At 51.2% G+C, this 25,145-nt stretch carries 25 protein-coding genes; 14 read left to right on the top strand and 11 right to left on the bottom strand.

Going from position 1 to position 25,145, the window contains the following annotated elements; genetic code table 11:
- Nucleotides 1-137 precede the first annotated feature (137 nt).
- The 4 genes from LG384_RS02980 to yjiA all read left to right on the top strand — a co-directional run bounded on the left by LG384_RS02980 (nucleotide 138) and on the right by yjiA (nucleotide 4,290).
- Nucleotides 138-665: a hypothetical protein gene (locus LG384_RS02980; protein ID WP_048222146.1), complete on the top strand. Its 528-nt coding sequence runs from the start codon at nucleotides 138-140 to the stop codon at nucleotides 663-665.
- Nucleotides 666-925: 260 nt separating this feature from the next.
- Nucleotides 926-3,076 (top strand): carbon starvation CstA family protein, encoded by a 2,151-nt coding sequence (btsT, locus tag LG384_RS02975; protein ID WP_225760434.1) that lies wholly within the window; start codon nucleotides 926-928, stop codon nucleotides 3,074-3,076.
- Nucleotides 3,077-3,126: 50 nt separating this feature from the next.
- The gene (locus LG384_RS02970; RefSeq protein WP_003830038.1) at nucleotides 3,127-3,321 is read left to right on the top strand and encodes a YbdD/YjiX family protein; all 195 of its coding nucleotides are present in this window, start codon (nucleotides 3,127-3,129) and stop codon (nucleotides 3,319-3,321) included.
- 12 nt (nucleotides 3,322-3,333) lie between these two features.
- Nucleotides 3,334-4,290, top strand: a complete 957-nt coding sequence (gene yjiA, locus LG384_RS02965; protein ID WP_225760433.1) for a GTPase — start codon at nucleotides 3,334-3,336, stop codon at nucleotides 4,288-4,290.
- A gap of 104 nt (nucleotides 4,291-4,394) precedes the next feature.
- Here the strand turns inward: yjiA and LG384_RS02960 are convergent, their stop codons facing one another.
- The 4 genes from LG384_RS02960 to LG384_RS02945 form a co-directional block, all read right to left on the bottom strand.
- On the bottom strand, nucleotides 4,395-5,459 hold the full coding sequence (locus LG384_RS02960) for a DUF2955 domain-containing protein (RefSeq protein WP_225760432.1): 1,065 nt from the start codon (nucleotides 5,457-5,459) through the stop codon (nucleotides 4,395-4,397).
- Nucleotides 5,449-6,516 (bottom strand): HlyD family secretion protein, encoded by a 1,068-nt coding sequence (locus tag LG384_RS02955; RefSeq protein ID WP_225760431.1) that lies wholly within the window; start codon nucleotides 6,514-6,516, stop codon nucleotides 5,449-5,451. Before LG384_RS02955 ends, LG384_RS02960 begins: the two co-directional genes overlap by 11 nt.
- 6 nt (nucleotides 6,517-6,522) lie before the next feature.
- Nucleotides 6,523-6,987, bottom strand: a complete 465-nt coding sequence (locus LG384_RS02950) for a MarR family winged helix-turn-helix transcriptional regulator (protein ID WP_225760430.1) — start codon at nucleotides 6,985-6,987, stop codon at nucleotides 6,523-6,525.
- Between the two features lie 148 nt (nucleotides 6,988-7,135).
- Nucleotides 7,136-7,300: a DUF1127 domain-containing protein gene (locus tag LG384_RS02945; RefSeq protein ID WP_071828888.1), complete on the bottom strand. Its 165-nt coding sequence runs from the start codon at nucleotides 7,298-7,300 to the stop codon at nucleotides 7,136-7,138.
- A gap of 176 nt (nucleotides 7,301-7,476) precedes the next feature.
- Between LG384_RS02945 and LG384_RS02940 the strand changes: the two genes are divergently transcribed.
- Entirely contained in the window at nucleotides 7,477-8,889 is a 1,413-nt protein-coding gene (locus tag LG384_RS02940) for a PLP-dependent aminotransferase family protein (protein WP_225760429.1), read from the top strand.
- A gap of 58 nt (nucleotides 8,890-8,947) precedes the next feature.
- Here the strand turns inward: LG384_RS02940 and LG384_RS02935 are convergent, their stop codons facing one another.
- The gene (locus tag LG384_RS02935) at nucleotides 8,948-9,886 is read right to left on the bottom strand and encodes an Rpn family recombination-promoting nuclease/putative transposase (protein ID WP_048222155.1); all 939 of its coding nucleotides are present in this window, start codon (nucleotides 9,884-9,886) and stop codon (nucleotides 8,948-8,950) included.
- 230 nt (nucleotides 9,887-10,116) lie between these two features.
- Between LG384_RS02935 and LG384_RS02930 the strand changes: the two genes are divergently transcribed.
- The 3 genes from LG384_RS02930 (at nucleotide 10,117) to mdtM (ending at nucleotide 13,201) form a co-directional block, all read left to right on the top strand.
- Nucleotides 10,117-10,932, top strand: a complete 816-nt coding sequence (locus tag LG384_RS02930; RefSeq protein ID WP_045439387.1) for an AraC family transcriptional regulator — start codon at nucleotides 10,117-10,119, stop codon at nucleotides 10,930-10,932.
- Nucleotides 10,933-10,980: 48 nt separating this feature from the next.
- Complete coding sequence (locus LG384_RS02925; protein WP_045439384.1) at nucleotides 10,981-11,634, top strand: LysE family translocator; 654 nt, start codon at nucleotides 10,981-10,983, stop codon at nucleotides 11,632-11,634.
- Nucleotides 11,635-11,959: 325 nt separating this feature from the next.
- Nucleotides 11,960-13,201 (top strand): multidrug efflux MFS transporter MdtM, encoded by a 1,242-nt coding sequence (mdtM, locus tag LG384_RS02920; protein ID WP_045439381.1) that lies wholly within the window; start codon nucleotides 11,960-11,962, stop codon nucleotides 13,199-13,201.
- 97 nt (nucleotides 13,202-13,298) lie between these two features.
- Here mdtM and LG384_RS02915 read toward each other — a convergent pair whose 3' ends face one another.
- From LG384_RS02915 to LG384_RS02905, 3 genes are all read right to left on the bottom strand, one after another.
- Nucleotides 13,299-13,859: a DUF1440 domain-containing protein gene (locus LG384_RS02915; protein ID WP_045449427.1), complete on the bottom strand. Its 561-nt coding sequence runs from the start codon at nucleotides 13,857-13,859 to the stop codon at nucleotides 13,299-13,301.
- Between the two features lie 242 nt (nucleotides 13,860-14,101).
- Nucleotides 14,102-15,292, bottom strand: coding sequence for a cystathionine beta-lyase (gene metC, locus LG384_RS02910; protein WP_045439378.1), 1,191 nt, complete (start codon nucleotides 15,290-15,292; stop codon nucleotides 14,102-14,104).
- Nucleotides 15,293-15,323: 31 nt separating this feature from the next.
- Nucleotides 15,324-16,556, bottom strand: a complete 1,233-nt coding sequence (locus tag LG384_RS02905; RefSeq protein ID WP_045439370.1) for a dicarboxylate/amino acid:cation symporter — start codon at nucleotides 16,554-16,556, stop codon at nucleotides 15,324-15,326.
- A gap of 223 nt (nucleotides 16,557-16,779) precedes the next feature.
- Here LG384_RS02905 and LG384_RS02900 point away from each other — a divergent pair, with 223 nt between their 5' ends.
- The 6 genes from LG384_RS02900 to LG384_RS02875 all read left to right on the top strand — a co-directional run bounded on the left by LG384_RS02900 (nucleotide 16,780) and on the right by LG384_RS02875 (nucleotide 21,605).
- Nucleotides 16,780-17,706 (top strand): LysR family transcriptional regulator, encoded by a 927-nt coding sequence (locus tag LG384_RS02900; protein WP_045439367.1) that lies wholly within the window; start codon nucleotides 16,780-16,782, stop codon nucleotides 17,704-17,706.
- Nucleotides 17,707-17,779: 73 nt separating this feature from the next.
- Nucleotides 17,780-19,060, top strand: coding sequence for a DUF445 domain-containing protein (locus LG384_RS02895; RefSeq protein WP_045439364.1), 1,281 nt, complete (start codon nucleotides 17,780-17,782; stop codon nucleotides 19,058-19,060).
- Nucleotides 19,061-19,069: 9 nt separating this feature from the next.
- Nucleotides 19,070-19,309, top strand: coding sequence for a DUF2164 domain-containing protein (locus LG384_RS02890; protein WP_045439361.1), 240 nt, complete (start codon nucleotides 19,070-19,072; stop codon nucleotides 19,307-19,309).
- 119 nt (nucleotides 19,310-19,428) lie between these two features.
- The gene (locus tag LG384_RS02885) at nucleotides 19,429-20,580 is read left to right on the top strand and encodes a double-cubane-cluster-containing anaerobic reductase (RefSeq protein WP_225760428.1); all 1,152 of its coding nucleotides are present in this window, start codon (nucleotides 19,429-19,431) and stop codon (nucleotides 20,578-20,580) included.
- A gap of 9 nt (nucleotides 20,581-20,589) precedes the next feature.
- Nucleotides 20,590-21,357, top strand: coding sequence for a putative 2-hydroxyacyl-CoA dehydratase activator YjiL (gene yjiL / locus LG384_RS02880; RefSeq protein WP_045439357.1), 768 nt, complete (start codon nucleotides 20,590-20,592; stop codon nucleotides 21,355-21,357).
- Nucleotides 21,354-21,605 carry a DUF3343 domain-containing protein gene (locus LG384_RS02875; protein ID WP_045439354.1) on the top strand — a complete coding sequence of 84 codons (252 nt, stop codon included), beginning with the start codon at nucleotides 21,354-21,356 and terminating at the stop codon, nucleotides 21,603-21,605. The genes yjiL and LG384_RS02875 overlap by 4 nt, the downstream gene beginning before the upstream one ends.
- A gap of 700 nt (nucleotides 21,606-22,305) precedes the next feature.
- Here LG384_RS02875 and LG384_RS02870 read toward each other — a convergent pair.
- The 3 genes from LG384_RS02870 to uxuR all read right to left on the bottom strand — a co-directional run bounded on the left by LG384_RS02870 (nucleotide 22,306) and on the right by uxuR (nucleotide 25,130).
- A complete protein-coding gene (locus LG384_RS02870) occupies nucleotides 22,306-23,313 on the bottom strand; it encodes a porin (protein WP_048222161.1) in 1,008 nt (335 codons plus the stop codon).
- A 188-nt stretch (nucleotides 23,314-23,501) separates the two neighbouring features.
- Nucleotides 23,502-23,705, bottom strand: a complete 204-nt coding sequence (locus LG384_RS02865; protein WP_045439348.1) for a hypothetical protein — start codon at nucleotides 23,703-23,705, stop codon at nucleotides 23,502-23,504.
- A 651-nt stretch (nucleotides 23,706-24,356) separates the two neighbouring features.
- Nucleotides 24,357-25,130 carry a Uxu operon transcriptional regulator gene (uxuR, locus tag LG384_RS02860; protein ID WP_045439346.1) on the bottom strand — a complete coding sequence of 258 codons (774 nt, stop codon included), beginning with the start codon at nucleotides 25,128-25,130 and terminating at the stop codon, nucleotides 24,357-24,359.
- Between the last annotated feature and the right edge of the window lie 15 nt (nucleotides 25,131-25,145).

Raw genomic sequence — 25,145 nt, 5'->3', positions numbered from 1 at the left:
AATACCACTCGTATACATAACGCAAACTAGCGCCATGACTCCTTTCCCCACCTTTTAAGAGGGCTTTTCATTGCCGTAAGCTTCGGCTACCAATAGTGGGTCTGTTTTATCATCGGCTATAACAAGGAAGTCCTTCTGTGAAAAATAATTATCTCGACTTACTTTCTAACGCGTTTCCCTTCATGGTATTGGGACTCTTTTTAGGGGCGATGACCCCGGTCGTGCCAAAGCTATTTATTCCGGAGATTTCAGATATTTTACTGGAGAATGTCGCGCCCAAAAGCATCATGTTCCTGATAATTTTGAATGCGTTACTCACCGTCATTTTACTGAGATTCAGTGGCAGGTTTGATCCAGACAAAAAATTAGCTGCTTTTTTCTATGAAAAATTTTCATTTAAATTCAATGAACTAGGGAAATCCATCACGGCGGCCACTGTTGGCACACTGCTCGGTCTCACGCTGGCAATGCTGCCCTATGGCGAATTTCGCATGGCTGGAATCGGTATTTATTTTTCGGCGATGCTGCTCGTGATATGGAGGGTATTCGACTTCCTTAACCACCTGAGTAGAAACGAAGTCGATAAAGCAGAGAAGTACATATTTTATACCGTTGTTATTCTCATAACCCTCTATTACCTCTACCTCATTGCAAAGCCAGTGTGACTACTGTCGACAGTTCATAATCGCCCATGAAATTATGTGATGAAAATCACATAATTTCATGCTGTTACGCCGAATGAAAACCGCTCACTGACACTTGGAACCGCTTAAGCTGACATACAACCACTCACTTATTTACCTTACTTTACGCGCGTAATTCTCTGGCAAGATCCTCTGCAGCATAGCAGTCAATTTACCTCCTCAAACACAAGATCAAACCCAAGCGGCTTCGGCCAATTATTAATCTAATACCAGGTTTTACTATGGATACGAAAAAGATATTCAAGCACATACCCTGGGTGATTCTCGGAATCATCGGTGCTTTCTGCCTCTCGGTAGTGGCCTTACGTCGGGGTGAACACATCAGCGCCCTGTGGATTGTGGTCGCCTCTGTCTCTGTTTATCTGGTGGCTTATCGCTACTACAGCCTGTACATCGCCCAGAAGGTGATGAAACTTGACCCGACGCGTGCCACGCCGGCGGTCATCAACAATGACGGTCTGAACTACGTACCGACCAACCGTAACGTATTATTCGGTCACCACTTTGCCGCTATCGCCGGTGCAGGTCCGCTGGTTGGGCCGGTACTGGCCGCACAGATGGGCTATCTGCCTGGTACGCTGTGGCTGCTGGCCGGCGTTGTGCTGGCGGGGGCTGTGCAGGACTTCATGGTGCTGTTTTTCTCTTCCCGCCGTAACGGTGCGTCTCTCGGTGAGATGATCAAAGAAGAGATGGGCCCGGTACCGGGAACTATTGCGCTGTTCGGCTGCTTCTTAATCATGATCATCATCCTCGCGGTACTGGCGCTGATCGTGGTGAAAGCACTGGCTGAGAGCCCGTGGGGTGTATTCACCGTCTGCTCAACCGTACCAATCGCGTTGTTCATGGGTATCTACATGCGCTTCCTGCGACCAGGACGTGTGGGTGAAGTGTCGGTGATTGGTATTGTGCTGCTGGTTGCCTCCATCTACTTCGGCGGCGTGATTGCCCACGACCCGTACTGGGGCCCGGCACTGACCTTTAAAGACACCACCATTACCTTTACGCTTATTGGCTACGCGTTTATCTCTGCGCTGCTGCCGGTATGGCTGATCCTCGCTCCGCGTGACTATCTGGCTACCTTCCTGAAAATCGGCGTTATCGTCGGTCTGGCTGTGGGGATTGTTATCCTCAACCCGGAACTGAAAATGCCGGCGATGACACAGTACGTTGATGGTACGGGTCCGCTGTGGAAAGGTGCTCTGTTCCCATTCCTGTTTATCACCATCGCCTGTGGTGCGGTATCTGGTTTCCATGCGCTGATCGCCTCTGGTACCACGCCGAAACTGCTGGCCTGTGAAACCGACGCGCGTTTCATTGGTTATGGCGCGATGCTGATGGAATCCTTCGTGGCGATTATGGCGCTGGTTGCAGCATCCATCATCGAGCCAGGTCTGTACTTCGCAATGAACACCCCGCCTGCGGGTCTTGGCATCACCATGCCGAACCTGCATGAAATGGGTGGCGAGAACGCGCCGTTGATTATGGCGCAGCTGAAAGACGTTACCGCACACGCCGCGGCAACCGTCAGCTCCTGGGGCTTCGTGATTTCGCCTGAGCAGATCCTGCAAACTGCGAAAGATATCGGCGAACCGTCCGTACTGAACCGCGCTGGTGGCGCGCCAACACTGGCTGTTGGTATCGCTCACGTGTTCCATAAAGTACTGCCGATGGCTGACATGGGCTTCTGGTACCACTTCGGTATTCTGTTTGAAGCACTGTTCATCCTGACCGCACTGGATGCCGGTACCCGTTCTGGCCGCTTCATGCTGCAGGATTTACTGGGTAACTTCGTACCGTTCCTGAAGAAAACTGACTCTCTGGTTGCGGGTGTTGTCGGTACTGCGGGCTGTGTAGGTCTGTGGGGCTATCTGCTGTATCAGGGCGTGGTTGATCCGCTGGGCGGCGTTAAGAGCCTGTGGCCGCTGTTCGGTATCTCTAACCAGATGCTGGCAGCCGTAGCACTGGTTCTGGGCACCGTGGTTCTGGTTAAAATGCAGCGTACCAAATACATCTGGGTTACTGTTATCCCGGCAGTATGGCTGCTTATCTGCACCACCTGGGCGCTGGGTCTGAAACTGTTCAGCACCAACCCGCAGATGGAAGGCTTCTTCTTCATGGCAAATCAGTACAAAGAGAAGATTGCCAACGGCGGTGAGCTGACCGCACAGCAGATTGCCAACATGAACCATATCGTCATCAACAACTACACCAACGCCGGCCTGAGTATTCTGTTCCTGGTGGTGGTGTACAGCATCATTTTCTACGGGTTCCGTACCTGGCAGAAAGCCCGCGCCATCAACGGTCGCTCTGATAAAGAGACGCCGTATGTACCAGTGCCGGAAGGCGGCGTGAAGACCTCTTCACACCACTAAGATGTATTCAGCCCCGCTCCGGCGGGGCTTTTCGCTTATCAGGATTGTTTATGTTTGGTACTTTAGGTCAGGCAAAAAAATATCTCGGTCAGGCGGCAAAGATGTTGATTGGTATTCCGGACTACGACAACTACGTCGAGCACATGAAGACCAACCACCCCGATAAGCCGTACATGACCTACGAAGAATTCTTCCGCGAGCGCCAGGAAGCCCGCTACGGTAGCGGCGGAAGCAGTTGCTGTTAGAAGGAGAAATGAATGACCCCGATTGCAGTTACCCTACTCACCGGTTTTCTTGGCGCAGGTAAAACGACCCTGCTGCGCCATATTCTCAACGAGCAGCACGGTTACAAAATTGCCGTCATCGAAAACGAATTCGGCGAAGTCTCGGTGGACGATCAACTGATTGGCGACCGTACCACGCAGATCAAAACCCTGACCAACGGCTGTATCTGCTGCACCCGTTCGAGCGAGCTGGAAGACGCATTGTTAGACCTGCTCGATAATCTCGACAAAGGCGCCATCAATTTTGACCGTCTGGTGATTGAGTGCACCGGCATGGCCGATCCCGGCCCGATTATTCAGACCTTTTTCTCCCATGAAGTGATTTGCGAACGCTACCTGCTGGACGGCGTGATTGCGCTGGTTGATGCGGTACATGCCGACGAACAAATGAATCAGTTCACCATCGCCCAGTCGCAAGTAGGTTATGCAGATCGCATTCTGCTGACTAAAACTGACGTCGCTGGCAACAGTGAAAAATTGCGCGAGCGCCTGGCGCGCATCAATGCCCGCGCCCCGGTATATACCGTGACTCACGGCGATATCGACCTCGCACAACTGTTCGACACCAATGGTTTTATGCTGGAAGAGAACATCGTCAGTGCCAAACCGCGCTTCCACTTTATCGCCGACAAGCAAAACGATATCTCCTCGATCGTCGTCGAGCTGGATTACCCGGTGAACATCAGCGACGTGTCCCGCGTGATGGAAAATCTGCTGCTGGAATCCGCCGAGAAACTGCTGCGCTACAAAGGCATGCTATGGATTGACGGCGAACCCAACCGCCTGCTGTTTCAGGGCGTGCAACGCCTGTACAGCGCCGACTGGGACCGCCCGTGGGGCGACGAACAACCGCACAGCACACTGGTGTTTATTGGCATTAACCTGCCGGAAGACGAGATCAGAGCAGCGTTTGCGGGGTTGAAGAAGTAACTCCCTGCTGATTTGCCCGGTGGCGCTACGCTTACCGGGCCTACAAATAGCACTTTCCCGTAGGCCGGATAAGGCGCAGCCGCCATCCGGCACTCACTCCCCACTCACTCGGTAATCACAAACCGCGTCGCGGCAAAGCAGTTCAAAACCCGGTGCACCAGAAATACCATCGTCAGCGTTGCCACCAGCGCGACGGTGACGGAGGTGATGCGGTACAGATCGCTGAATACCAGGTCCTGATCCGGGTGCAGATTCTGGCCAAACATAATGCCGATGGTGGTGATACTGGCAAAACCCACGCCTGCGCCGACTTTTTCCATTACGTGCAGGCGGGCGCTGAACGCCAGCCCGAGGCCAATCAGCGGCATCATCAACACCATATGGTTGCTGAAATCATAAATAAGCAACTGCACCAGCAGAATATACAGGCAGGCCAGCACCACACCGACCACGCGCCAGAGAGAACTGATCACCGCGCCGCGGTAGTGCATCGGAAACAGGATCAAAATGCCCGCCATCAGTGCCGACAGCGAATCACTCAAATCACAGATCTGGAAGATGACAAAAATCATCGTCGCCACCGTACCGGAAAGCAGCGACTCATGGCGGACCCGGGCAGCATCTTTCTCAATGCGCGGCGGTGGCTGGCGCGCCTCCACATCCGGGATCAGATAATTCAGCAGCGCGCTCAGCGCCACCGCCATTACGCAGGCCTCCATATTGGAGAACATCAGCGTATGCCAGTTGGTGGTGGGATAGCTCATAAAGTTGAGCATCGTGCTCTGACACACCACGCCCATCGAGCCGAGCAGAAACAGCGGCCCTTTGCTCATAAAGCGAAAACGCATCACGTACAAGCCGAACACCACTAGCGTCATAATCAGCGGCCACTGTGAGAGATAGCCGACGATTAGCACCATTTCAACACAGTTCACCGCTGCGCTGAACACGAACTGTTTTGCCACATGGCGGTTGAACACCGGCACCAGCGACAGCAGCATCAGCGGATAAACCACAAAAAACACGCCGTACTGCACGTTGTAGAAGGTCGATATACTCAGCGCTATCGTCCCGGCAACGGAAATACGCAGGGTCTGGCGAAAATCATTGGCGGTGTAGACAATGTTCCCGTGCGGCGTAAAGACGTGGGCCAGAGTGTTAATAGACATAATGCAGCCAGCTAACGAGATGGATCTGCGCCCCGGCAAAGGTGCGGGCGAACATCCCCTCGCTGTTATACAGCTGTACCGTGGCGCGCGCCCCGGTCGGTAACGGCGTGTCGAGCGGTTCGTTCAGCGCTACGTGAATGCGCATACGCTGGGCATCGCGCACCCAACGGGTAGACTGTTCCGGTTGCGACAACTGGCCGTTAACCTGCTCCTGACCCGCCAGAATACCGGCATCACTGCTGGTGACACGGGCAGAGAAAACCTTGCCCGGCATAGCGTCGAACACCACGGCGGCATCGGTATCTACCCGAGTGTGGCGCAGGCTTTTCTCGCGAAAATCAGCCACGATATCAGTCTGATGGCTGACCAGCGCCAGCAGCGGCGTGGCGGCGGTCGCGTAAAGTCCAGGGCTAAGCTGAAGATTGCTCACCGTGCCGTTGGTCTGTGCATACACTTTGCTCCAACCGAGGTTCAGTTGCGCCTCTTCCAGTGCGTTACGGTATTTTTGCAACGTCACGTTACGCTTATCATCGCGCTCACCGCGCTGAATCAGCAGGTTCTGAATACTGGCATTAAGTGCCGCCACCGACTGCTCGCTGGTTTGCCAGGCGGTGCGCACCTTGTCGAGATCGGATTGCGACACGTTCTGCATGGCACTCAGGCGCTGATAGCGGTCAAAGGTGGTCTTATCGTTGCGGGCGTTGAATTGCGCGGTGCGCAGGTTGGCACGGGCAGAGGAGATCTGCGCATCCAGCTGTTGGTTGCTCAGCTTCGCCTGCTCAAGGGCGATTTGCGCGGCCTCGACCTTATTGAAAAACGGCGTCGGATCCAGTTCGTACAGCAAATCGCCCTTCTTCACCTGGCTATTATTGTGTACATGCACCTGCGAGACGTATCCGGATACGCGTGAGGAAACGGGCGTTACCACGCGCATCACCGTGGAGTCCGGCGTCAACGGGATCCAGATATCGGCAACGATAAACCAGGCGAATACTACCAGGAAAGCGGCAATACTCACCCTTACCCAACGGGCAAATTTTTGTTCTGGGGTCATCATAGTTTTTTAGTGTTGATTGTCTTCTTCGCGGATTGTCCGCAAATTGCAGGCGAGTTGATTTAAGGTCGCGCTGAAAGAGGCAAGCTCCGCTTCAGGAATGGTGCAGGTGACGCGATGTTGGTATCTCTCAATCACCCGGTTAAGTTCTTCAAGCCTTAAGCGGCCTTGCGCGGTCAGCGTTAGCAGGCGGATGCGTTTGTCATAAGGCGATGTGGAACGCAGCAGATACCCCTGCTTTTCCAGCTGCGAGAGGGTGCGCATCAGCGGCGGCAGTTCAATGCCCTGCATTTGTGCCAGTTCACTGACCGAAACGTTGTCTCCCAGTTGATACAACTGCATCAGTACCGTCCAGCTTGACTGCGTCAGGCCGGTATCAGTGATGGCAGCATCAATAATGGCCCGCCACTGGCGCACCACCATTGCCATGCGCATCCCCATCGGTCGGCGGGCAAACAATTCATCTTCAGTCATCTTATTTTCCCCTCATCGCTGAAAAGAAAATAATACTTATCATGGTAAGTATCAAGAAACGAACTAACCAGAAGCATGAATTGATAAATATCGTGAATATAAAAAAGGCCAGGGCGATAACCACCGGCCTTTGTCATCGGAAGAAAAATCATTCCACCTGATCGCGTCGCAGCCCGACATCCCGCAGCCGCTCGTCGCTCATCTGCTGCAATATACGCCGCGTTTGCGCCCGCAGATGCCAGCGTTTTATCGCCTGCCAGATCTGCACCAAACCAATAAACGGCTGTTTTGCTTTATTCTCGTGAAATTCCATACTTTGCCTCCCCGCCTTGCCAGAGGCTTATCTTCGCGGATTTACTGCCAGACAATACAGATTCAAAAAGTACTTTTATTTAACATACAGATTGATTAAAACAGTATCTGCATACGGTTTTTTCCATCGTTCTGTATTGGTTTATCCATCTGTATGGCAACAATGAGGGATACAGCATGACCCGTTACCAACATCTGGCCACACTACTGGCCGAACGCATTGAGCAGGGGCTGTATCGCCATGGTGAAAAACTGCCGTCGGTGCGCAGCCTGAGCCAGGAACACGGGGTGAGTATCAGTACCGTCCAGCAGGCGTATCAGATGCTGGAACAGCGGCAGTTGATCACCCCGCAGCCGCGTTCCGGTTACTTTGTCGCGCCGCAAAAAGCGCAGCCGCCCGTACCACTGATGTCGCGCCCGGTCCAGCGTCCGGTGGAGATAACCCAGTGGGATCAGGTGCTGGACATGTTGGCAGGTCATGCAGACAAATCGATAATTCCTTTCAGTAGCGGCGTCCCCGATATCAATCAACCCAGCCTGAAACCACTCTGGCGCGAATTAAGCCGCGTAGTGCAGCACAATTTAGGAGCGGTGCTGGGCTACGACGAACTGGCTGGATGCCGCGAACTGCGTAATCAGATTGCCCGTCTGATGCTGGACAGCGGCTCGGTAGTGGCTGCGGATGATATCGTAATCACCAGCGGCAGCCAGAGCGGAATGTCGCTGGCGCTACTGACGGTCTGCCAGCCAGGAGATATCGTCGCCGTAGAATCGCCCGCCTACTACGGTACGATGCAACTACTGCGCGGTTTAGGGATTAAGGTTATTGAGATCCCAACCGATCCGGATACCGGCATCAGTGTTGAGGCGTTGGAACTGGCGCTGGATCAGTGGCCCATTAAAGGGGTGATTCTGGTCCCTAATTGCAATAATCCGCTCGGGTTTATTATGCCGGATGCGCGTAAGCGGGCGGTCCTCGCCCTCGCTCAGCGCCACGATATTGTTATTTTTGAAGACGATGTGTATGGCGAGCTGGCAACAGAATACCCGCGCCCGCGCACCATCCACTCCTGGGATATCGACGGTCGGGTACTGTTGTGCAGTTCGTTTACCAAATCCGTAGCGCCGGGCCTGCGCGTGGGTTGGGTTGTTCCTGGCCGCTACCATGACAAACTTCTGCATAAAAAATACGCCGTTATCGGCACCAACGTTCCTGCCACGCAGTTGGCAGCGGCAACCTTTGTGCGCGACGGCCACTATCATCGCCATGTCCGGCGTATGCGCCAGATCTATCAGCGTAATATGGAGATCTACACCTGCTGGGTACGGGAATATTTCCCCTGTGGGATCTGCGTCACCCGCCCCAAAGGCGGCTTTATGCTGTGGGTCGAGTTACCGCTGCAGGTCGATATGGTCTGTGTCGCCAAACAACTCTGTCGGCTGAAAATACAGGTCGCACCGGGATCGCTATTCTCTGCCTCAGGGAAGTATCGCAACTGTGTACGCATTAACTGCGCGTTACCGCCAAACGAGAGGCATCGGGAAGTGATGCAGAAGCTCGGCGAAGCGGTAAAGGTGGCGATAGAATAAATTGAATGCCCGGTAGCGTAAGTTCACCAGGCTGGAGAGTACGCCATTCCCGTAATACCTAATGGCTCAGGTTATAAAGTTCATCAGTGGGAAGCCGGGTAATTTTTTGTACCGTACTGATCTCAATACCGTCTGCCAGCATGGTGCGAGCAATACGCCGTGCTTCAGCGCGTTGACCTTCGATAAGTCCTTCTTGTAGCCCTTCCTCTCGACCTTCCAGCCTGCCTTTTTGTAATCCTGCTTCATGCAGCCTTTCTGCAATCGTCATCAAATTCTCCTTATGTTGCGGTGAACGTTCGGCAACCTCACGGATAAACTCATTGAAGCGAGGTGCATCGCCGGTGCACAAAATATAATTAAACAGTGTCTTAATCTGGCTGTCATTAGTGGACCCGGTAACGAGCAGAGAAACAATTTGTTCAACCAATCCCATAAGATCGCGCTGACGGATATGTTTCTGGATTAGCTCGAGCAATGCCATACGTCGATGCTGCACAATTTCATCGTCAGGGATAACCGTAATATCTACCAGCGGAAACGCTGCAGCATACAGCTGGCGCGCCAGCCCTGGGTTAGCAAACTCATCCAGCCAGCACAGCGACCAGGGATACGGGCTTTTGGCACCGTGATAAAACAGCATCGGCACCACCAAAGGCAGTTGCTTATGTCCGGCATCTAAATGTTTCTGCATGGCTGCTATCGCATAGCGCATCAACCTGAACGCCATATGCGCATCCGGTGTGCTCTGGTGTTCAATCACCACATAAATATATCCATCCCCTTCCGTCGTTTTCACAGACCACAACACATCGGAATAATACGCACGTAAATCCTCTTCAATAAAACTGTCAGACTCGAGATTCAGCGTCTGAAGATCGCAAATTTCACGAAGCGAAGCAGGAAGATGAATCTGCAGAAAATCCCGCGCGGTCTCAGGGTGACGTAAAAACGTCTTAAAAACTGCATCATGCGGTGTGGAGGCTGGCGCTTTATTCATAGCAATCCGTCACCTGAAAGTAAGATGTCGTGACTGTAGCGCCGGTAAACCACGCCCTCACCTCCTACTTTTTACCTTTGCGAGGCATTTTCAGAGATAAATTCGTCTCTCTGCAACGTTCGCATTTCTCTGGAATGCATTACGTAAAAGCACCATGTCGATACACAACACCACTTTTTCACCATGCGGCCTGTGCTATAACAAACCATCACTTTCATGGAGGACACGATGTGACGCATACCCGCGATATTCCACAGTCATTCTGGCGTGATGAACAGCTTCCGTGGCTGGAGCTGCGCAGCACCTGGTGCAGTCAGCAGGCCTATAAGCGTCACCACCATCCCCAGCTTTCGATTGGGGCGATTCTTGAAGGAGAGACATGCTGCATATGTGATGGCAAGGAATACCGCCTGAGCGTAGGCGATCTCATCGTGATCCCGCCTCTGGTGCCTCACAGCTGCAACCCTGTCAGCGGGCAGTTTCGCAGTTACCATATGCTCTATCTTGATGCGCAGTGGTGTCGCTCTCATCTTTCAGCATTGAACTGTAACCCGCAATTTTACTCGCCCACACCCGTGATCCATGACCCACCGTTATTTCAGTGCTATGTGCATCTTGTGGCGTTAATGCGCCAACAGCGGACGGCGCAAATAACCGATGCAGCAGTTGTGCTGCTGCGTTCACTGCCGTTGCTGTCGAGAAAACCAACTAACCTAAGCGTCACCAGTCAGTATCTGCGTGAGCGGTTGCAGTCCAGCCTGTTGGCGCCACCCTCGCTTGATGAACTGGCCAATGAATGCAGCATGCGTAAAGAAACGCTGATCCGTACTTTCAAACAAGATACCGGGCTGACGCCGGGAAGCTACCTGAATATTGTGCGGATTAACTATGCCCGCGGGCGGTTGCGCGCCGGGGATGATATTGCCGATGTCAGCTACCAGAGCGGGTTTGCCGACCAGAGCCATTTCCATCGCACCTTTGTTCGTTACACCGCAGCCACGCCGCGTCAGTACGCGTTGGGACGATCAATATCAGACAATAATTAACGTTATGTCAGGCGTAGGGTGATCGCAGATTCACATTCTGAGGTCACTATGGAACGGCTTTCTGCACTCTTCCCCTCCGCTTTTCCCGCACTGGCGCTGGCGCATTTTATGGCGTTGCTCAGTCCCGGGCCGGATTTCTTTTTACTGATCGCCTACGCTGTACGTTATCGGCTGCGTGGTAGCGCCGGGCTGTGCGTGGGCATCGCCATCGGCAATGGGTTGTATATCCTGCTGGCAATTATCGGCTGGGGGATCCTGCGACAGATCCCTCTGCTGTTTACAGCCATTGAATTACTGGGTGCGCTCTATTTATTGTGGATTGGTAGCCTGCTAATCCGCAGTCGTCCGCAAATCGTGGCTGGAGCAGATGCCCGCCTCAATCGCCCTGGATTTGGCAAACAACTGCTGCTGGGACTGGGTTCATCACTGCTCAACCCCAAAAATGCGCTGTTCTATCTGGCGCTGATGACCGCCCTGCTCGGCCCGTCGGTGACGTTGCTACAACAAACCGTTAGCGGTATCTGGATGACGAGCGTAGTGCTGGTCTGGGATCTGTTGATCGTGATGTTCATCGGTTTGCCGCAGATCCAGAAACGGTTAACCAGAGGGATCCTGTGGATCGAGCGCATCGCTGGAGGCGTGTTGATCATCTTCGGCAGCGCGATCGCACTGCGGTTTTTACACAGCCTCACGCTCAGTTAAGCATGGTGATTTTCTTCAGATTAACCCTATAAACTCGTTTAATTATCATCCAATTCGCATTACACTGCGGTTTGACTATTTTCCGTTCAACTTAATTCTCTTCCCGAGGTGTGATGTGCTGATTGTTACCTGTAATCGTTACGCTTTCTGACCTCATCAGAGATGCGTATGTCCTGTTTGTGCTTCGCGCAGACAGCGTTTTTGATTACATGAAATTCAGTACATCTGCAGTCTGTTTTTTCTGTCACCAGCCTGACGTCTCAAAAGACGGTATTGAATTTCGCTATTCCCGTTGAGGGTATTCTCCCGACAAGGAGCTGTTTTTATGCAACGGATTTTCGCGTTTTTCGCCCAACGCGCCACAACGCTATTCTTCCCCATCGCGCTGATCTTATATGACTTCGCCGCCTATTTGTCGACGGACCTGATCCAGCCCGGCATCATTAATGTAGTACGGGATTTTAACGCCGATGTCAGCCTGGCACCGGCTGCGGTCAGTCTGTATCTGGCGGGAGGTATGGCGTTGCAGTGGCTGTTAGGTCCGCTTTCCGACCGAATTGGCCGCCGACCGGTACTGATTGCAGGAGCATTAATCTTTACTCTTGCCTGTGCGGCCACGTTGTTCACCACCTCAATGACGCAATTTCTGATCGCGCGTTTTATTCAGGGCACCAGCATCTGCTTTATCGCCACGGTAGGTTATGTCACGGTGCAGGAGGCATTTGGTCAAACTAAGGCCATTAAACTGATGGCGATAATCACCTCCATTGTGCTGGTTGCGCCGGTTATCGGCCCACTCTCCGGGGCGGCGCTGATGCACTTTGTACACTGGAAGATCCTGTTTGCCATTATCGCCGCTATGGGGCTTATCGCCCTGATTGGGTTAGCGTTAGCGATGCCGGAAACTGTCCAGCGCGGCTCGGTGCCGTTCAGTGCGCGCAGCGTACTGCGTGATTTCCGCGACGTTTTTCGCAACCGGGTGTTCCTCTTTGGCGCAGCCACACTTTCGCTGAGTTATATCCCGATGATGAGCTGGGTAGCGGTTTCGCCAGTGATCCTGATTGATGCCGGCGGCATGACCACATCGCAGTTTGCCTGGGCGCAGGCTCCGGTATTTGGTGCCGTGATCGTCGCCAATATGGTGGTCGTGCGTTTTGTGAAGGATCCAACGAAGCCGCGCTTTATCTGGCGTGCTGCGCCCATTCAACTGAGCGGACTGGCGGTACTGATTGGCGGTAATTTGCTGTGGCCGCATGTGTGGCTGTGGTCGGTGCTGGGGACCAGTCTGTATGCATTTGGCATCGGGATGATCTTCCCAACGCTATTCCGTTTTACGTTGTTTTCTAACAACTTGCCGAAGGGTACGGTCTCCGCGTCGCTAAACATGGTGATCCTGACAGTGATGGCAGTTTCGGTCGAAGTCGGACGCTGGCTGTGGTTTAACGGCGGCAGGCTTTCGTTTCACCTGTTGGCGGTCGTGGCGGGTATTGCCGTGGTGTTCACGCTGGCCGGATTATTGAAGCGAGTGCGTCAGCATGAGGCAACAGCGTTAGTCACCGAAAACTAAACTTCTATAAGCTGCCCCCGGTACCTGAACACTAATATTCGTGTTTGCAGGTCGGGGGCAAGCCATAACAAGCCATAAATAGTGCATCTACTTTTGATCATCTGGCTAAATGTAACGGGACTTCAGCATCCGGTTCATGCGTGATCCGATTTCTCAGGTCACGGCGAATCATTTCAATCACCCAAAACCAAAAAATGTGCCCCACTATTTCAGAAACATATTCATCGAATGGTAGTTGGGACAACGGTGGTGAAAGATGAAATGCCGGGATGAAGATACCATGAACAGCCACTGTCACGATCAACCCCGCTAATACACCTTGCCAAAGTTTTACTTTCGGAAAAATTTCAGCAGCGACACAGTAACCCACGGCAAAGACTAAGGAAAAAATGATGTGCGTTACCATCACCGGATTAATCACGTGTTCTGAAAAAGTGTAAACCGTCTGCGTCGGATCAATCCCCAGATAGTCTCTCAGGAAAAGATACGGCGGATTAAATTCATTACGTCCCAAAGAAAACGTTCTGGGAGGAAGTGGGACTTCAGCCCCCCACTTAACAAATGCAGAGAGAATCCCGGAAACGATACCAACCAGTAACGCGACACCATAATGACGACGTTCCGGCGCTGTTCTTATAAAAAAATCATTAAGATTCATAATATAACCATCCCTTACGTAAAATAATAACATTGAGGATCCTGATCAATGCTACCCGTATGAGATGATGAAAATTGTGACAAAGATTAATTTTGACAAAAAATGATCTAATTTGATTTTAAATGATGTATTTTGATTGGTATTGTCGACCACAACTTCTATGCAACCCCGCAAAACAAGCACTTTATCCGGCCTGTGTAGCCACAGCAGGCCGGATAAGCGTCTACATTTATCACTTTACGTTACGCGATTCGTGCAAACCCCGCTTCCAGATCAGCAATCAGATCGCCAACATCTTCCAGGCCGATATGCACCCTGACCAGCGTTCCGCTGAAATCGACATCCCCGGCTGGGCGAATGCTGTTCAGCTCTTCCGGCTGGTTGGCCAGAATGAGTGATTCGAATCCCCCCCACGAATAGGCCATATGGAACAAAGAAAAATTATCGAGAAAATTCGCCATCTGTTCGTCGGTCAGTCTCTTTTTCAGGACAAACGAGAACAGGCCTGAGCTACCGGCAAAATCACGCTGAAAATACTCATGACCGGGGCATTCCGGTAACGCCGGATGATTCACCCGCGCCACTTCAGGTCTCGCCGACAGCCAACGCGCAATATGGATGCTGCTCTCCTGGTGCTGTTTAAGACGTACAGCCAGCGTACGTAATCCGCGGCTACCGTTGTAAGCTGTATCGGCATCCAGCGTTTGCCCCATCAGATAGGAGTTTTCACGCAAACGATCCCAACAGCGGGCGTTCGACACCGCCGTCCCCAGCATGCCGTCCGAATGGCCAATGGTGTACTTCGTGCCAGCCTGAATGGAAATATCCACGCCGAAGTCCAGCGCTTTAAACAGCACTCCCGCCGCCCAGGTGTTGTCGATCATGATGACGATCTCTGGGTTCACCGCGCGGATCGCCTTCACCATTCCCGGCACGTCCTGGACTTCCATAGTGATTGAACTGGGGGATTCCAGGAACACCACTTTCGTCTCAGGGCGCAGAAGATCGACAATGCCTGCACCAATTAGCGGATCGTAATAAGTGGTTTCCACATTGAATTTACTCAGGATCTTATTACAGAAATCCTGAGTGGGTTCATAGGCCGCTCCGGTCATCAGGATATGATCGCCGCTTTGGACAAACGCCAGAATCGCATTGGTGACCGCCGCAGCACCGCACGGGTACAGCGCACAACCCGCACCGCCTTCCAGGTCGCTCATTGCCTTCTGGAATGCGAAGTGTGTGTAAGTTCCGCGACGACCGTAGAACAGTTCGCCATTCGCACGATTGGCGGTGGCAAATTTTTTGTCCTTCACGGTATCGAACACCAGCGAAGAGGCGCGCTGGATCACCGGATTCACCGCTCCCTGGGTGTAACGTTTGTCGCGACCAGCAACGACCAGTTGCGTTTCAAGCTTGATTGCGTCTTTCATAACTTCTCCTGTTCTAAATCCGTGTGAAAACCTATACCACCGCAGCAGTAGAGTTTATTTCAGTATTGGTCTGCTTTTTTCCAGCGAACCGCTCAACAATCTGTGCCGCATTCAAATCATGGATCACGTTAATCAGCGTGGCCGGAGCATCGGTAATCGTGCCCAGCACCACCAGCATCGGGATGGCTTCCATCGGCAAGCCCAGCGTCGTCACGATAAAAATCTCGCCTAAAAACGCCCCACCTGGTACACCGCCGACAATAATGGCGGAGAGAACGGCAATCAGCATCGTCAGGAAGAATGTCTCAGTGGTGAACTCCATGCCCAGCACCGAATAGATAAAGACGATTTTCAGTGCGGCAATCATCGCCACGCCGCCTTTATTCAGGTTGACCAGTAGCGGAATAGAGACATCAACGATTTCCGGGTTAATTCCCATCGCCTTACCCGCACGTAGTGTCACAGGGAGTGTGCCCAGTGAAGAACACGTCCCTAACGCCGTGGCTGACGGTTCAATCGCATTACGCCAGAAGGCTTTAACCGCCGGAATACCGCCGCCAATATACGAATAGAGAATAGAACCCAAAACGAAGTAGACCAGCGTGGCAACCATAAACAGACCAATGGCGCGGGCAAAGGTTAACAGTAGACCAGAGTCCTGGCTGGCCATCGTGGCGGCGAAATAGCAGCCAAGACCAATCGGCGCCACTTTCATAATGATTGAAACGATCTTCATGATGACGGTGTTGGCATCTTCCAGCAGCGACGCAATACGCTTACCCGCCTGTTCAGATTGTCCTATCGCCACTCCGGCGATAATCGCCATCACGATCAGCGCCAGAATATTGGACTTAGAGAACAGTCCGATAAAGTCACTGGTGGTGATCATACTGACAAAATCCATCTTGCCGCTGCCCGCCTGTACAGACTGCGAAAGATCGATAGTGACGCCCTGTGCCGGGTTATACCATAGCGCCAGCGCCACAATTCCGGCAGCCGGAATAAAGGCCATTGCGATCGAGACAATAAAGATAATCGCCATAATACGTCCCAGCCTTTTCAGGTCGGTCATACTGGCGATGGAGGACATGACGCTGATACCCACCAGCGGCACAATAATCATAAATAACAGGTTTAAAAATATCTGACCTATTGGTTGGAGTTTACTTGCAAACGTCGGGGCATAAATACCTAATAAGCCACCAATAACCAGAGCAATTAATAAAATAATCGATGATTTGTAGGGTTCGAGTCGTGACCACATAATGGGTACCTTTAAAATTATAAAATATTAAATGAGATTAAATTCACATTTTGATGAGTTTTCGCTCCGCCTCCTTATATTTGTGATGCAACTCACTTAAGTTGTTATTTTTTCATTTTGCCAGCAAGTTGTTTCCTGTGATTCAATAGTTGCATGTTTAAAACGCGAATGTAACGGCCTATTCGTACCGTTTATGCAAATCACTTGTGAATTTAAGGAAACAATGAGTACGCCGATTTCACTCAAGCATCTGGAGTTTTTCGTCAAAATCGTCGACTGCGGAGGATTATCTGAAGCCGCCGCGCAACTCAACGTATCGCCTTCAGCGGTAAGTAAAAGCCTGACTGCCATGGAGGACACGCTGGGTACGACATTAATTAAACGTACCACCCGCAGTATTACTCTGACCGATGCAGGGCAATATTTATTTAACCGCGCGAATAAGTTATTGAAAGAGTTTGATGAAACGCTGAACACGACCTCCGGCTATTACCACAGTCCGCAGGGTGAATTACGTATAACCTGTTCGATCGCTTTTGGTTATTCACGACTGGTAAACCTGGTGGATAAATATCGCTCCCAGTTCCCGGATGTGAATCTGTATATCGATCTCAACGATAACTTTGTCAATCTGAACGAAACAGATTTCGACATCGCCCTGCGCATCTCCACAGCACCGCCACAAAACTATGCGATGCGCAAGCTGGTGCCTATCCGCTGGGCGTACTGCGCATCACCCGGCTACCTTGCCAAAAAAGGTATGCCCCAGCACCGTAGCGATCTGGTGAATCATGATTGTCTGGTTTACCCCGGCCTCACGCCGGTGCTAAAAGTGGCAGATGAACAGGATCGTCTGCATCAGTTGAAGCTGCACATGCCAATCCAGGCCAACAGCAGCCTGGTATTGCTGAAATCGGTATTAGAAGATCAAGGGGTGGCGTATTTACCCACCTATCTGATTGGCGATCATATTCAAAAAGAAGAGATAACGCCGCTGATGCTCGATGGCACCATCACCTGCGAAACCCACGCCCTTTACGCGCTCTATTTTCCCAGCAAGTACAGTAATCCGAAGGTGCGATCGTTTATCGACTTTCTGGTAACGGAACTCGGCCCATTACCCGCATGGGACAACTGGATCCCTGGGTAAAATCTCCACCTAAAAATGGGAGGTACGCCACATTTTTTGCGCGATCCCAGCGTCTGGCTCTATCCTTAAGCCTATGAATAAAATTACTGAACTCAAACGCGCCAAGCGACTGGCGCTCTCTCTGCTGCTGATCGCTGCTGCGACGTTCGTCATCACCCTGTTTCTGCCGCCAAACTTCTGGGTACTCGGAATCAAGGCGATAGCCGAAGCGGCGATGGTCGGCGCACTGGCGGACTGGTTCGCCGTGGTGGCACTTTTTCGTCGGGTACCGATTCCATTTATCTCGCAACACACGGCGATCATCCCGCGTAACAAAGACAGAATCGGCGAGAACCTCGGTCAGTTCGTGCAGGAAAAATTCCTCGATACCCAGTCGCTGGTGGCGTTGATCCGCCGCCATGAGCCGGCCTTGCTGATTGGTAACTGGTTCAGCCAGCCGGAAAACGCCCAGCGCATTGGTCAGCACCTGCTGCAAATTATGAGTGGTTTTCTCGAACTGACCGACGACTCCCGCATCCAGCGGCTGATCAAGCGCGCGGTGCACAAGGCTATCGACAAGGTTGATCTTTCCGGTACCAGTGCGCTAATGCTGGAAAGCATGACCAAAAACAATCGCCACCAGGAGCTGCTCGACACGCTGATTACGCAGTTGATCACCCTGCTACAGCGCGACAGCTCACGGGCGTTTATTGCGCAGCAGATCGTGCGCTGGCTGGAGACAGAACACCCGCTAAAAGCGAAACTCCTGCCGACCGAATGGCTGGGCGAGCACAGCGCCGAGCTGGTGTCTGATGCGGTCAACTCCCTGCTGGATGACATCAGCCACGATCGGACGCATCAGATCCGCCATGCCTTCGATCGCGCCACGTTTAAACTGATTGATAAGCTCAAACACGATCCGGAGATGGCTGTCCGGGCGGAAAGTCTCAAAAGCTATCTGAAAGAGGATGAAGCCTTTAACCGTTATCTCGGCGAGTTGTGGGCGGATCTGCGCCAGTGGGTGAAAACCGACATTAACGCCGACGATTCCCGCGTGAAACAGCGTATCGCCAGTGCCGGGCAGTGGTTCGGTGAAACGCTGGTTGCCGACAGCGCCTTGCGCGCTTCGCTGAATGGGCATCTTGAGCAGGCCGCGCGTAAGATCGCACCGGAGTTCGCTACCTTCCTGACACGCCATATCAGCGACACGGTAAAAAGCTGGGATGCGCGTGATATGTCACAGCAAATCGAGCTGAACATCGGCAAAGATTTGCAGTTTATTCGCGTCAACGGCACGCTGGTTGGCGGTTCTATAGGACTGGTGTTATATCTGTTGTCGCAAATTCCTTCCCTGCTGACACTGCCGAATTTTTAAGGAGAAAAAATGGCTGAAATCACTCTGGCCCCGGCGGATCGTGATCGTCTGCGTAGCGAGCTTGAAACGTACTGTAGCGACCACTTTGATCTTGAGCTTGAACAATTCGACGCCGAGTTCTTTATTGATTTTATTATCGAAAAACTGGGATCTGCTTTCTACAACGCGGGAATTGAAGAGGCGATCCGCACCCATATTGCCTGGAGCGAACGGATCCAGGAAGAAATGGATCTGAAGAAAATTCTATGACCGCATACTGTAGATGGACAAATGTATACATCGCGAGGGAGATCAATAAATACACAATAACTATAAGGTTATAATGCGGCGTCTTTTCACTGTCTCCCGTGTTACGGGGAAGGAAAACCATGTCGCTTATCACTGATTTACCCGCCATTTTCAACCAATTCTCCGACGCTCGTCAGAAAGGCTTCCTTACCGTAATGGATCTTAAAGAGCAGGGAATTCCGCTCGTTGGGACCTATTGCACCTTTATGCCGCAAGAGATCGCGATGGCTGCTGGCGCTGTTGTCGTTTCGCTGTGTTCCACCTCTGACGAAACCATTGAAGAAGCTGAAAAGGACCTCCCGCGTAACCTCTGTCCGTTGATCAAAAGCAGCTACGGCTTTGGTAAAACCGACAAATGCCCCTACTTCTACTTTTCTGACCTGGTGGTGGGCGAAACCACCTGCGACGGCAAGAAGAAGATGTACGAGTACATGGCCGAATTTAAAGCGGTACATGTGATGCAACTGCCCAACAGCGCCAACGATGCGGCCTCTCGTGCGCTATGGAAAGCTGAGATCCTGCGTCTGCAACAAGGTATCGAAGCCCGTTTTGGTACCCCTATTACCGAAGCTGCGCTACGTGAAGCCATTATGCTCAAAAACAGAGAACGTCGCGCGCTGGCGAATTTCTACCGCGTTGGCCAACTCAACCCGCCTGCGCTCAGCGGCAGTGACATCCTGAAAGTGGTGTACGGCGCGACCTTCCGTTTTGATAAAGAGGCGCTTATCGACGAGCTGAACAGCATGGCCGAGCGCGTACGTCAGGAATGGCAGGACGGCAAACGCCTGGAATCACGGCCCCGCATTCTGATCACCGGTTGTCCTATTGGCGGTGCGGCAGAAAAAGTGGTCCGCGCCATTGAAGATAACGGCGGCTGGGTGGTGGGCTATGAAAACTGCACCGGTGCTAAAGCCACAGAACAGTGCGTGGAAGAAACCGGCGACGTCTATGATGCGCTGACCGATAAATATCTCGCTATTGGCTGCTCCTGTATCTCACCTAACGATCAGCGTCTGAAAATGCTCAGCCAGATGGTCGAAGAGTATCAAGCCGACGGCGTTGTCGATGTTATCCTACAAGCCTGTCATACCTATGCCGTTGAATCACTTGCGATTAAACGCCACATTCGCCAGCAACACAATATTCCTTATATCGCCATTGAAACTGACTACTCCAGCGCAGATATCGGCCAGCTGAGCACCCGCGTTGCCGCGTTTATTGAAATGCTGTGAGGAGCACGGATGACATACTCAATAGGGATCGATTCCGGCTCCACGGCGACCAAAGGCATTCTGCTGGAAGGAGGTATTATCAAACGCCGCTTCCTCTGCCCTACGCCTTTTCGCCCCGCAGAAGCGATCGCGCAGGCATGGGAAACACTGCAAGCCGGGCTGGATGTACGACCGTTTTTAACCCTCACGGGTTACGGACGTCAGCTCGTGGATTATGCCGATAAGCAGGTCACTGAAATTTCCTGTCATGGACTGGGGGCGCGCTTGCTGGCGCCCGACACCCGTATGGTGATTGATATCGGCGGTCAGGACAGTAAAGTCATACAGCTGGACGATGATGGCAACCTCAGCGATTTTTTAATGAACGACAAATGTGCGGCCGGGACCGGACGGTTTCTGGAAGTCATCTCACGCACACTTGGCGCCAGTGTGGAGCAACTCGATACCATTACCGCAGGCGTAGAACCACATGCTATCAGCAGCATGTGTACAGTGTTTGCCGAGTCAGAAGTTATCAGCCTGCGCTCAGCAGGCATTGCGCCGGAAGCGATTCTGGCAGGCGTGATCAATGCGATGGCCAGACGCAGCGCGAACTTTATCGGGCGGCTTTCAGCACAAGGGCCATTGTTGTTTACCGGCGGCGTCAGCCACTGCAACGCCTTCGCGCGTATGCTCGAAGGGCATCTCGGCATCCCCGTTCATACCCATCCCGACGCACAATTTGCCGGTGCCGTGGGTGCAGCACTGATTGGCCATCGTCAGAGGAAACGCCAGTGACGGAAACGCTGTTCTTATTTCATTCCACCGTCGGCGTCATCAAAATGCGCAAGGCGTTACAGGCTGCAGCGATCAACTTTCGGGTGGCGGATATCCCCCGCCAGCTGCGCGGTGGCTGCGGATTGTGTATCTATGTGAACTGTGCTGCGGATGAGGAAGCGCAGTGGGTGATCCCGGGACATACCGAATCTATTTACCGCTTTGAGGACGGAGAGTGGCGCTGCATTGCCACGTTTGCCGCCTCCTGACCGCTCAAGCCCGTGTGTTTATAATACATACCAAAATAATTCGAGTCGCATGAAGGCGGCAAACGAGTGAATACCAAGGAGCGAACACAAGTACGTGACTGGGGTTAGCGAGTGCAGCCAACGCACAGGCAACTTGAAGTATGACGGGTATATTCATAAAGAGTAACAGGATCCCAGTAAGCGTATATTGTTGGTGTCAGTTTGGACACGGGCAGTGCTCAAACTGGCAAGTAAAATAGCCTAATGGGATAAGCTCTAAGCCAGAAAGTCACCAGATATATATAGTGTTCAGATGACTCCGCAATTCAATATCAAAATTTAATAGCACACAAATAACAGCCAGACATTTTCTAGTTCTTTTTACAAAGAACTGGCGGAAAATGTGTAAAAATGGACATATCAATTCAACATCAACAACGCTCGCGGAAATAGCTTATACCATGACTAAAAACCCCATTATTGGTCTAATTGTTCTTTTCAGCTTAGTTGATATAGTAAAGGGTTATAGAAATTGTTGGCAGCGTGGATTCGTTTATTATATTGACATCCACAACGGTATTTCTTTGGCAGGAGATAGCGTTTGTTTTACAAGCCTGCGCCATTGCTTGTGTTTTTTTATCAATATGAAAATAGCGGGAAGAAAGACTCAATATAAAAAGGTATCTTACTGAAGATACCTTTTTCATATCATAACAAAAAGTTAGAACTGATAGGTCAGGCCTGCAACGACTTCGTTGTCACCGTTAGTGCCATTGAGGAGGTTAATCTTGTAACCAACATCAGCAACGATGTTTTTATTGAAGTAGTAGTCTGTACCCAGCGCGACATATTCGGTCAGGTCAGTATTGTTGTCATCACGCGCATGCACATAAGCCACGTTCGGACGCAGACCGAAATCAAACACATAGGCAGCCATCGCTTCAAAGTGCTGCGCTTTGTCCGCGTCCTGAATCAGGTTATGGGATTCGCCATACATGGTCGCAACGTAGATAGCGTTAGCGTCATACTTCAGGCCAGCCCCCCAGAACTCTGCGTTTTCCCCATTCCAGCCGTGTTGTTTCTGATCGGTAGTCACCGCACTGGTTGAATAGGCTGCAACAGCAGACACACCAGAATCCGCGATGTTGTCATAGCCCAGAGAGAAGCCGTAGCCGTTACCATGCTGCTTAGCAGGGTTAGCGTCGGAATCATCCTGACCCTGATATTGCGCAGCCACGTTTACGCCATCAACGGCGCCAAACAGATTTTTGGTACGGAGTGTTGCAACACCAGAAGTGCGTGTAGTAAGGAAACGGTCAGTATCTTCATAGGAGTCACCACCGAACTCTGACAAAGTGTCAGTGTAAACTCCCACATCGTAAGCGATACCGTAGTTACGGCCATAGTCAAAGCTAATGTTGTGACCATAATCCAGGCCAGCAAACGCCAGACGTGTATTAACGCCATTCTGCGACCCTTCTGCTTTAGAGGCATCAAACTGACTTTCAAACTGGCCATAACCGGTCAGTTGATCGTTGATTTGTGTCTCGCCGCGGAAACCCAGACGTGCATAGGTACCGTCAGTATCAGTACCATCAGTCCAGGAATGAACCGCTTTTACTTTGCCGTACAGATCCAGTTTGTTGCCATCTTTGTTATAAATTTCCGCTGCATGAACGGAAGTTACCCCTAATGCCATCACTGTTAATGCCACTGCTGTCTTTTTCATATTTTTACTCACTTTTAATTGTGAATTTTGCTATCAACTTTGTTATGAGGGCAGCGTGCCCACATAAAAAAGTCCCCTATCAAGTAAGGGGAAAAATCAATAACATACCAATAAAGGTAATAATGAAGTGGCAAGACATAATTCATTTTCAGGATTTTAAATAAAATCCAGACAGAGAATGGCTATTTTTATTCCTGGGGTTCACTCTGATTAATAGAACGATGTAACATTAATGCCTCAGCAATAATATCCTGTTTACTTTTTCGTGTTTCAAATGCCAGCGTTCGAACATATTCCCACAGAGAGGTATCGACACGAGCACTTAAAAGAACCATATCTTTAGATCGGGTACCCCTTGCTTTTCGAATATCTGGATAATCTCGAGAGGGCATAGTCAACTCCTGAACGCAATAACACGCTTATGGCAATGAAATATGCAGCCAGTGTAAAAACATGTCAATGGCAAAAATATCCTCACAATAGTAATAAAACTGTTAATAAACAGCCCAAAAATGGAACGTCATTTCAAATGAAAGATAACTTTATTATAGAATAATATGTAATGATTGCTTTACGTATATTGTTTCTTATTCACCTGACTAAAAAATTGGGTACTGGAAATGATAATCACGATACGTAATCAAAACATCATTCCGGCCAATAGGTTACATAGCGTTATTAATGTCTACATTCGCATAAAACGCCTTTTTTTATACGATGTTAGACAAGATTAATCGCCTCAAACTTCTGCGCAAATCACTTTAATTCTCACTTAACATTGGTCAGCTTTGTCTAAAAATAAGCACGGAAAGGTAAATTTAAGGTAACGAAGGCATTCTTTCGCCTTTAAAAATAAGTCATTTTTAATTGATGCAAATCAATTTTTACTCTGCTCTCACGGCGCAAGAAAATCACCATCCGGCAGGATGGAAACAATTTATTACGCCGAATTTAACGTGCGAAAATGGGGGTATGTATCGTAATACAACAGAACAAAGTGAAGCGCGGACTGAAACAGTCCGCGTTGTACTCAGCGGGAGAAATCAGGCGTTAACTTTATCCAGTGGCCAGGATTCAAACAGATAGCCATCAAAGTCGATATCATCGACATTAGAAAACTCCAGCAGACGCTGTTTGACGTTTTCCAGATGCTGCCACATCGCCAGCTTGGCCGCACGGGCGTCCTTTTTGATCAACGCCGCCAGGATCTGCTTATGGTCACCCAGCCATTCTTTGCGGTAATGCGTATCGTCGAGATGGCTGTGTAGCTGGATCCACATTGGGTTGTTCTCACGCCACTGCCAGGACTGGCGAAACAGTTCCACCAACATACTGTTATGCGTCGCCTCAGCAATGGCGAGATGGAACTGCATATCACCGCTTTCTGTACCGTTCGGTTCGCTGGAAGCCAGTTCTCGCTCTTCCAGTTGCAACGCCTGGCGCATTTTGACGATATCTTCGCGGGTAGCCTGCAGAGCAGCAAATTCAGCAATATTGCTTTCAAGTAGCTGACGAGCCTGTAACAGCTCAAAAGGACCGGCATCGTTACAATGGTTCACATCGGTGTTATCCATTGCATGAGCGTCTGCGTTATCAAGCACATAGATCCCGGCTCCACGCCGCACGTCCACCAGCCCTTTAATTTCCAGCATGATTAACGCTTCGCGTACCACCGTTCGGGTGACATTGAGCATCTCGGCAATTTCACGCTCCGGCGGCAGGCGCTCACCAGGGTTGTACGGCGTCTGTACAATAAGATCGCGGATCATTGCGCCCACTTCCTGGTAGGGCCTTTGCTGAGAAGTGTTCGATTTCATAATGTTATGCCCGTC

The sequence above is a fragment of the Citrobacter sp. Marseille-Q3906 genome (assembly GCF_916618775.1).
In the GTDB taxonomy this organism is placed as follows: domain Bacteria; phylum Pseudomonadota; class Gammaproteobacteria; order Enterobacterales; family Enterobacteriaceae; genus Citrobacter; species Citrobacter murliniae.
This window is presented reverse-complemented; position numbering and strand designations above follow the sequence as displayed.

Excerpts from the sequence above, each read along its gene's own strand:
- btsT (WP_225760434.1), top strand. The coding sequence starts at position 926 with ATGGATACGAAAAAGATATTCAAGCACATACCCTGGGTGATTCTCGGA.
- LG384_RS02925 (WP_045439384.1), top strand. The coding sequence starts at position 10,981 with ATGGAACGGCTTTCTGCACTCTTCCCCTCCGCTTTTCCCGCACTGGCG.
- LG384_RS02940 (WP_225760429.1), top strand. The coding sequence starts at position 7,477 with ATGACCCGTTACCAACATCTGGCCACACTACTGGCCGAACGCATTGAG.
- LG384_RS02915 (WP_045449427.1), bottom strand. The coding sequence starts at position 13,859 with ATGAATCTTAATGATTTTTTTATAAGAACAGCGCCGGAACGTCGTCAT.
- LG384_RS02960 (WP_225760432.1), bottom strand. The coding sequence starts at position 5,459 with ATGTCTATTAACACTCTGGCCCACGTCTTTACGCCGCACGGGAACATT.
- LG384_RS02890 (WP_045439361.1), top strand. The coding sequence starts at position 19,070 with ATGGCTGAAATCACTCTGGCCCCGGCGGATCGTGATCGTCTGCGTAGC.
- LG384_RS02935 (WP_048222155.1), bottom strand. The coding sequence starts at position 9,886 with ATGAATAAAGCGCCAGCCTCCACACCGCATGATGCAGTTTTTAAGACG.
- LG384_RS02900 (WP_045439367.1), top strand. The coding sequence starts at position 16,780 with ATGAGTACGCCGATTTCACTCAAGCATCTGGAGTTTTTCGTCAAAATC.
- LG384_RS02885 (WP_225760428.1), top strand. The coding sequence starts at position 19,429 with ATGTCGCTTATCACTGATTTACCCGCCATTTTCAACCAATTCTCCGAC.
- uxuR (WP_045439346.1), bottom strand. The coding sequence starts at position 25,130 with ATGAAATCGAACACTTCTCAGCAAAGGCCCTACCAGGAAGTGGGCGCA.
- LG384_RS02870 (WP_048222161.1), bottom strand. The coding sequence starts at position 23,313 with ATGAAAAAGACAGCAGTGGCATTAACAGTGATGGCATTAGGGGTAACT.
- LG384_RS02950 (WP_225760430.1), bottom strand. The coding sequence starts at position 6,987 with ATGACTGAAGATGAATTGTTTGCCCGCCGACCGATGGGGATGCGCATG.
- yjiL (WP_045439357.1), top strand. The coding sequence starts at position 20,590 with ATGACATACTCAATAGGGATCGATTCCGGCTCCACGGCGACCAAAGGC.
- LG384_RS02895 (WP_045439364.1), top strand. The coding sequence starts at position 17,780 with ATGAATAAAATTACTGAACTCAAACGCGCCAAGCGACTGGCGCTCTCT.
- LG384_RS02970 (WP_003830038.1), top strand. The coding sequence starts at position 3,127 with ATGTTTGGTACTTTAGGTCAGGCAAAAAAATATCTCGGTCAGGCGGCA.
- LG384_RS02945 (WP_071828888.1), bottom strand. The coding sequence starts at position 7,300 with ATGGAATTTCACGAGAATAAAGCAAAACAGCCGTTTATTGGTTTGGTG.
- LG384_RS02955 (WP_225760431.1), bottom strand. The coding sequence starts at position 6,516 with ATGATGACCCCAGAACAAAAATTTGCCCGTTGGGTAAGGGTGAGTATT.
- mdtM (WP_045439381.1), top strand. The coding sequence starts at position 11,960 with ATGCAACGGATTTTCGCGTTTTTCGCCCAACGCGCCACAACGCTATTC.
- metC (WP_045439378.1), bottom strand. The coding sequence starts at position 15,292 with ATGAAAGACGCAATCAAGCTTGAAACGCAACTGGTCGTTGCTGGTCGC.
- LG384_RS02865 (WP_045439348.1), bottom strand. The coding sequence starts at position 23,705 with ATGCCCTCTCGAGATTATCCAGATATTCGAAAAGCAAGGGGTACCCGA.
- LG384_RS02905 (WP_045439370.1), bottom strand. The coding sequence starts at position 16,556 with ATGTGGTCACGACTCGAACCCTACAAATCATCGATTATTTTATTAATT.
- yjiA (WP_225760433.1), top strand. The coding sequence starts at position 3,334 with ATGACCCCGATTGCAGTTACCCTACTCACCGGTTTTCTTGGCGCAGGT.